Origin of the sequence: Mesorhizobium sp. M7A.F.Ca.MR.362.00.0.0 (assembly GCF_004023175.1) — a bacterium.
In the GTDB taxonomy this organism is placed as follows: domain Bacteria; phylum Pseudomonadota; class Alphaproteobacteria; order Rhizobiales; family Rhizobiaceae; genus Mesorhizobium.
On record NZ_RZTF01000147.1, the window covers coordinates 1 to 5,640 of the forward strand.

Below are 5,640 nucleotides of genomic sequence, written 5' to 3' on the forward strand. Positions count from 1 at the left end.
ATTCGAAGGAAACCCTGACCTTGTCGCCAATGTCGGGGCGGCGGGAAAAGCGGAACTGGTTCATCAGGCGGTTTCCCTTATCTGCCTTGTGTCGTTGGAAGGGTCGGCGATCAAGAGGCGCCGGTCGCGGCCAAGCCAGAGTTTGACGGTGAGCCTGGCCTCGTTGCCGCCACGCGGCTCGAATTCCTGACTGTCTTCAAGATCGAGGCCGGCTTCCGAAAACCAGTCGGCGATCTGCCGGTCGGAAAAGCCGAGCCGCATATGCGCGTGCTCCTCACGCAGGAATTCCAGCGCATGCGGCGCGAAATCGACGATGACCAGGCGCCCTGCCGGACGCAAAAGCCGCGCCGCCTCGTGGATGGCGCGGGCGGGATCGTCGAGATAGTGCAGCACCTGATGGATGGTGACGAGATCGAAGGCATCGCGCTCGACCGGCGGTGCGAAGATGTCGCCCTGCCGAACCTGCGCGTTCGAAACGCCTGCCTTGTCCAGATTGGCGCGCGCCACGGTCAGCATCTCGCGCGACATGTCGATGCCGACACCACGCCGATAAAGCGGCGAGAAGATTTCAAGCAGCCGCCCGGTGCCGGTGCCGAGATCGAGCATCGACTGGAACGGCCGCTTGCCGACCAGTTTCAGCATTGCGGCTTCGACGGCGCGGTCCGGCACATGCAGCGATCGGATATGGTCCCAGCTTGCCGCATTCACCGAAAAATACGCGACCGCCCGGTCCTGCCGCTTGCGCTTGACCGAGGCCAGACGCTCAAGATCGCGCTCGACCTGCGGATCGGCGCCGCGAATGCCGGAAACCAGCCCCATGACGAAGTCCCGCGCGGAATCCGCATCCGACAGGCGGAAGAAGGCCCACGACCCTTCCTGGTAGCGGCCGATCAGTCCGGCCTCCAGAAGCAGCTTCAGGTGCCGCGAAACGCGCGGCTGCGACTGGCCGAGAATTTCGGTAAGATCGGAAACCGTGAGGTCACCGCGCGACAGAAGTGCCAGTATGCGCAATCGGCTGGATTCGGCCGCCGCCTTTAACGTATCCACCATAGTGTCGAGCGAGACATGCATCAGCGTATTCTCTTTGAAAAGATATAAACATATGTTTATGTCGATTTTAGCGACCTTGCAAGCGCTATGTCGCTTCCGGACAAGAAAATGCCGCTTGTGTGGCGTTTTAAGAGACGTGGACCATGACTGAAACGCGTGAGATGTTCGAGGCGCGCGAAGGCGAGCAGAGGCTGGAGAACGATCCGGCCTTGATGCCGCCTGATGGCGGGATCGTCTTCATCGGCCGCATTGCCTCGCCATGGACGACGCGCGAAACCTGCCCGAAGAACATGCGCGCCGCGCGCGAGACCGGGCAGAAGGCGGTGCTGACCATCGACACAGCCTACCGAAGTGGCCTGCAGGGGCTGGAGCGCGCCAGCCACGTCATCATCCTATCCTGGCTGCATCATGCGCCGCGGGACCTGATTGTGCAGAAACCGCGCCATGCCGCTGAAGCGAAAGGTGTATTTTCGCTGCGCTCCCCTGCCCGCCCCAACCCCATCGGGCTGCATGTGGTCCGGCTCGTCGCGCTCGACCAACGCACCGGCCGCATCGATCTCGACGCCATCGATGTGCTCGACGGCACGCCGGTCATCGACATCAAACCTTATTTCGCCTCGACCGACGCTATTGCCGAGGCGACCATCGAAGGGCGCGACGAGCCCGATCGGACCCGGCGGTGACAGCGCCATCGCCAAGGCGCTGACCGCTCTTCTGCCGCTGGCTCCCTATGCCGACATGGAGAAGATCCGCACCGACGCCGGCGCGGTCCACATGAAGACCTTGCCGCCGGGCATCGCCGTATGGCTGGCGACGATTGCCCATATCCGCCACATGCACACCGATTACGAAAAACTGCTGAGCGAAGGCTATGACCGCGACTCGGCGCGTTTCTTCGTCATCGAGCAGACCAACATCGTGCTCACCCGCTGGCGCGCAACCCGCCTGCTCGACGCCGACGACGAGGAGGAATGACCACGGCTACTTCCGCTTCAGCACGGCGACCGCATTGTAGGGCTGGCCATCGGCGTGGCCGACCCAAATCCAGGACAGATTGCCCTTGTAAAACCTGACGGTGATGTTGCCTCCGTCGATGCATTTGTCCTGACCGTAGGTGATGTTCTCGTGGTATTCCGCCGAAATGTCGTCCCTTGACGTCTGTGACAGCGATCCGCCGCAGCCGAGCGACGGATAATCGATCGACGCGCTGCCATCGTTGATGGTCATGACGATCGCCCAGTCGGCGCCGGCTTCACCGGCCGGGCTCTGGTGGCCATTGCCTACCCAGGTGCCGCTCAGCGACGGCACGTTCACCGCGCAAGGCACATTCTGGAAGGTCGCCGTCAATTCGCCGCCGGTTTTCTCGCAGCGATAGGTCTGGCCGCTCTGGCACAATTCCTCGCCTTCGCGCGCGCACTGGGCGCGGGCGTCGCCCGCAGCGGCGAACATCATCATTGCCGCTGTGACGGCCCCAAACCTACCCATTTTCCCCTCCCGTTCAGACCCGGAACGATAGGGCAATCGCGATCGAATGTATCGGCCAGATCGTCATGGAGGCCGAACAGCGCCGGGCGGGTGGCTCTATGCCTTCTGCCCGGCGCCGCTAGCCTCTCGCCTGCGTGACAGGAGGCCCCGATGAGCCGGACGATGGCAACACAGGACGAGAAGCGACCGCCCGTGGTTGGCGACCGCCATGTCGACCCGCACTCCTATCCCGAGGGCGTCGCCTTCCTCGACGGCCAATACCTGCCGATGTCGCAGGCCAAGATCTCGGTGCTGGACTGGGGTTTTCTGCATTCCGACGCAACCTACGACACCGTGCATGTCTGGAACGGCCGCTTCTTCCGCCTCGATTTGCATCTCGACCGCTTCTTCGGCGGGCTGGAAAAGCTGCGCATGACCATCCCCTTCGATCGCGACGGCGTGACCGAAATCCTGCACAATTGCGTGGCGCTGTCGGGTCATCGCGCCGCCTATGTCGAAATGCTGTGCACGCGCGGCGCCTCGCCGACTTTCAGCCGCGACCCGCGCCAGGCGGTCAACCGCTTCATGGCGTTTGCCGTGCCGTTCGGCTCGGTCGCCAATGCCGAGCAGTTGCAGCGCGGCCTGCGTGTCGCCATCAGCGACAAGATGCGCATTCCGCCGGCCTCGATCGACCCGGCGATCAAGAACTACCACTGGCTCGATCTGGTGCGCGGTCTCTACGACGCCTATGACCGCGGCGCCGAGACCGCGTTGATCCTCGACTTCAACGGCAATGTCGCCGAAGGCCCGGGCTTCAACGTCTTCTGCGTCAGGGACGGCAAGCTGTCGACGCCTTCCATTGGCGTGCTGCCGGGCATAACCCGCCGCACCGTCTTCGATCTCTGCGCCGAACAAGGTCTTGCCGCCACCGCGGCCGATGTCAGCGTCACGGCATTGCGCGAGGCCGACGAGGTCTTCATCACCTCGACCGCGGGCGGCATCATGCCGGTGACCGAGATCGACGGCGCGGCAATCGCCAACGGCAAGGTCGGACCGATCACCAGCCGGCTGATGGCGCTCTATTGGGAGAAGCACGAGGATCCGGCCTGGTCGTCTCAGGTGAATTATCCCTGACCGTCAGCAAGGCCTCGAGAAAAACCGCAAGGATTGAGCCCGCCACTTTTGCTTGGGCAGCGCAGCCTGCCCTCAGGCTTGATAGATCCACTGCTCCGGAACGCGCACCGAGATTTCTTCGCTGGCCCTGACCGTTCCCGGCTTCTCGACCCAGGCGACGACGCCGCGCAGCCGCTTCGCCATTTTTGGGAACAACAGCGCGCCGGCTTCGACGTCGGCCATTCCGGCGTTCTCGGCGATCGACCGGCCGGCGATGCGGCACGGTCCGTTCTGTGCGTCGACCTTAAGGGTCACACCGCCCTTGAAGAACAGCAGCGTGCCGGCCGGCAGCATGGAGAGGTTCGGCACCCCTTCGATCACAAGATTGGCGCCGATCCACTCCGGCCTGATCTCGGCCAGGCCCATGCGTTGGGCAACAACCGCCAGTTCGTCCGCTGCCACTATGGACAATTGCCGTTCGTTGCGCATTTCGGTGCCGCGCGGATACCAGGGCTCGCGCCCGCCCGCGCGGCGTGTCGGTCCGGCATGAAAATCGCCTGCTATGCCATCGAAATCCAGCAGCAATTCGTCCACCGGGCGCGTCTGAAAATGATCCGCCGGCGCCACGTAAAGCGCTGCCGCCTTGGCGGCAAGCTTTCGCGCGGGGATGATTTCGATCGGCTTTTCAGCCTCGGGGAAGAGATCCAGCATGGCGTTCTTTTCTCTCGTCATCCAGCGAATTAGCCGGGCGGACTTCGCGGCGTCCAGTCGAAAGTGCTGATCGTCCGATCAACGTCACCGATGGGATGGCGATCGCCAGGCGAGTGCCGATGCTGGTGCCGTTCGCACTAGCCTGACGCAACAAGACGTATTGCGCGCCAAGGTGTGTTGAGAGTCAGGTCAGGCCGAGCCGGGGAAGCGCAGGAAGCTGCCATTCGCCGGGCGGCCTCACCTGAATATCGACATAGCTAGAGCATCCTCAGCAGCGCACCGCCTATCGAATACCCCGCGCCAAAGGCGCAGATCAGGCCGAAATCGCCGGGCTTCATGTCGGCGTGGTTTTCCGACAGCGCGACGATGGCGCCGGCGCCCGCCGTGTTGCCAAGCCGCTCCAGCACCATCGGCGCGCGGTCGTGGTCGACCTCGTGGCCGAACGACAGTTTCAGGATCATCGCATTCATGCGTGCATTGGCCTGATGCAGCCAGAAGCGCCTGATCGCCTGCGGCGTCAGCCCGTGCTCGGCCAGGAATTCGACGATGAATTTCTGCCCGGCAACGGTGACTTCCTTGAACACCTTGTTGCCGACCTGCTTGATCAGATTGCCTTCCAGATTGATCATGTAGGGATCATCCTGGGCGGTGCGGGTGTGATAGCCCAGATTGGTGCGGATGTTGTTCGACATCTGCGTCCAGACGCGCGTGTCGAGCACTTCGAAGCGCCCCGGCCGCTTGTCGCCCTTGGCCAGCCCTTCGACCACCATCGACACCGAAGCGTCGCCGAAGATGAAATGCGTCTGCCGGTCGCGAAAATTGAGATGGCCGGTGATGATCTCGGGCGTCGTCACCAGGATGCGTTTGTGCGCGCCCGACCGCACCAAATTGACGGCGACGTGCAATGCGGCCGCGGCCGAGGAACAGCCAAGCCCCATGTCGAAGCCGGCGCCCTTCGTCCCCAACGCCTCCTGCATTTCGATGGCGATCGCCGGATAGGGCCGCTGGTGATGCGAGGCCGAGCAGATCACCAGGTCGATATCCGACGGCTGCAGCCCGGCGTGGTCGAGGGCCTTCTTCGCCGAGGCGATTCCGAACTCCGCCTCCAGCGACAGCGCATCGTCGGGCCGCGCCGGAATGCGCGGCGCCATCCGGGTCGGGTCGAGGATGCCCTCGCGCTCGATCACATGACGGGTGCGCACGCCCGAGGCGTGGACGATGAAGTCGCTGTCCGATTTCGGCAGCGGCGGCTCGCCAGTATCCTGGCGACGCGCGTTTTCCAGGTCGACCCAGGCATTGAAG

The 5,640-nt window shown here is 63.5% G+C and carries 7 protein-coding genes; 3 read left to right on the top strand and 4 right to left on the bottom strand.

Annotation, left to right across the window (positions count from 1 at the left end; translation table 11 throughout):
* Window positions 1-63: 63 nt before the first annotated feature.
* Window positions 64-1,071, bottom strand: coding sequence for a metalloregulator ArsR/SmtB family transcription factor (locus EOC06_RS18605; RefSeq protein WP_023813166.1), 1,008 nt, complete (start codon window positions 1,069-1,071; stop codon window positions 64-66).
* A gap of 122 nt (window positions 1,072-1,193) precedes the next feature.
* Between EOC06_RS18605 and tsaA the strand changes: the two genes are divergently transcribed.
* Together tsaA and EOC06_RS18615 are read left to right on the top strand one after the other, a co-directional pair.
* The gene (gene tsaA / locus EOC06_RS18610) at window positions 1,194-1,733 is read left to right on the top strand and encodes a tRNA (N6-threonylcarbamoyladenosine(37)-N6)-methyltransferase TrmO (RefSeq protein WP_023813167.1); all 540 of its coding nucleotides are present in this window, start codon (window positions 1,194-1,196) and stop codon (window positions 1,731-1,733) included.
* Window positions 1,681-2,025: a DUF2293 domain-containing protein gene (locus EOC06_RS18615; RefSeq protein WP_245469752.1), complete on the top strand. Its 345-nt coding sequence runs from the start codon at window positions 1,681-1,683 to the stop codon at window positions 2,023-2,025. The genes tsaA and EOC06_RS18615 overlap by 53 nt, the downstream gene beginning before the upstream one ends.
* A 6-nt stretch (window positions 2,026-2,031) precedes the next feature.
* Here the strand turns inward: EOC06_RS18615 and EOC06_RS18620 are convergent, their stop codons facing one another.
* Window positions 2,032-2,535, bottom strand: a complete 504-nt coding sequence (locus tag EOC06_RS18620) for a hypothetical protein (RefSeq protein ID WP_128308467.1) — start codon at window positions 2,533-2,535, stop codon at window positions 2,032-2,034.
* 150 nt (window positions 2,536-2,685) lie between these two features.
* Between EOC06_RS18620 and EOC06_RS18625 the strand changes: the two genes are divergently transcribed.
* Complete coding sequence (locus EOC06_RS18625) at window positions 2,686-3,648, top strand: D-amino acid aminotransferase (RefSeq protein ID WP_128308468.1); 963 nt, start codon at window positions 2,686-2,688, stop codon at window positions 3,646-3,648.
* Between the two features lie 72 nt (window positions 3,649-3,720).
* Here EOC06_RS18625 and EOC06_RS18630 read toward each other — a convergent pair whose 3' ends face one another.
* Together EOC06_RS18630 and EOC06_RS18635 are read right to left on the bottom strand one after the other, a co-directional pair.
* A complete protein-coding gene (locus EOC06_RS18630; RefSeq protein WP_245469754.1) occupies window positions 3,721-4,359 on the bottom strand; it encodes an MOSC domain-containing protein in 639 nt (212 codons plus the stop codon).
* Between the two features lie 236 nt (window positions 4,360-4,595).
* Window positions 4,596-5,640, bottom strand: a 1,045-nt coding sequence (locus EOC06_RS18635) for a beta-ketoacyl-ACP synthase III (RefSeq protein ID WP_245469756.1), incomplete at its 5' end; no start/stop codon positions are given.

Excerpts from the sequence above, each read along its gene's own strand:
- EOC06_RS18605 (WP_023813166.1), bottom strand. The coding sequence starts at position 1,071 with ATGCATGTCTCGCTCGACACTATGGTGGATACGTTAAAGGCGGCGGCC.
- tsaA (WP_023813167.1), top strand. The coding sequence starts at position 1,194 with ATGACTGAAACGCGTGAGATGTTCGAGGCGCGCGAAGGCGAGCAGAGG.
- EOC06_RS18620 (WP_128308467.1), bottom strand. The coding sequence starts at position 2,535 with ATGGGTAGGTTTGGGGCCGTCACAGCGGCAATGATGATGTTCGCCGCT.
- EOC06_RS18625 (WP_128308468.1), top strand. The coding sequence starts at position 2,686 with ATGAGCCGGACGATGGCAACACAGGACGAGAAGCGACCGCCCGTGGTT.
- EOC06_RS18630 (WP_245469754.1), bottom strand. The coding sequence starts at position 4,359 with ATGACGAGAGAAAAGAACGCCATGCTGGATCTCTTCCCCGAGGCTGAA.